Origin of the sequence: Nocardia sp. NPDC058058, assembly GCF_042885355.1 — a bacterium.
Classification (GTDB): domain Bacteria; phylum Actinomycetota; class Actinomycetes; order Mycobacteriales; family Mycobacteriaceae; genus Nocardia.
On sequence record NZ_JBHVSA010000032.1, the window covers coordinates 1 to 758 of the forward strand.

Genomic DNA, 758 nt, shown 5'->3' on the forward strand with positions numbered 1-758 from the left:
AACGGTCGGGCGGTGCGCGGCGATCAGATCGAACACGCGCTCCACCGTGCTGCGTTCCGGGAAGATGATCCCGGCCGCCCCCACCCCGAAGGGGAACAGCGCCGCCAGATCGCGGGAGTAGCCGAAGAAGAGCTTGGGGACCGGCAGCACCACGTCATCGGGCCGCAGGTCCAGCACCCCCCGGGCGTACCAGTCGAAACTCAGGCGCGGACTGCGGGCCGGCAGCACGCACGCCTTCGGCGCCCCCGTGCTCCCCGTGGTGAACTTCCAGATCGCGGGCGCGTCCCGGTGGGTCGGCGCCGGGTCCAGCTCGTCCGGCTGTCCGGCGACCAGCGAGTCGAAATGGTGCTCACCGGCGCGCAGCGCATCCGCCGGCACCCCGGCGACCAGCAGGTTCCGGACTCCCGCGGCCCGCAGCCGCTCCAGCGTGCCCGCGTCGGCCACGACCACCCGCGGGGCCACGTACCGCTCGTAGTAGCGGTACTCCTTCGCGTGCAGGAAGCTGTAGACCTCGGCGGTGACCGCGCCGATCTTCTGCGCGCCGTACCAGGCCGCCACGAACTCGACGCCGTCACTCATGGCGATCAGCACCCGATCCTGCGGCCGCACCCCGAGGGCGCGCAGCGCGTGTCCCACCCGGTTGGCCAGGCCCCGCAGCCGCGCGTAACTCGTGCGCCGTCCGTCACCGCCGATCAGCGCCGTACGGTCGCCGTCGGCCCCGTCGAGGAAGTGGGCAGCGACGTTGAAGTTCTCCGGAA

At 72.3% G+C, this 758-nt stretch carries 1 protein-coding gene; it reads right to left on the reverse strand.

Annotated features, from left to right (window positions below):
• On the reverse strand, window positions 1–758 hold a 758-nt coding region (locus ACFVUS_RS43945; RefSeq protein WP_387781514.1), incomplete at both ends, for an AMP-binding protein.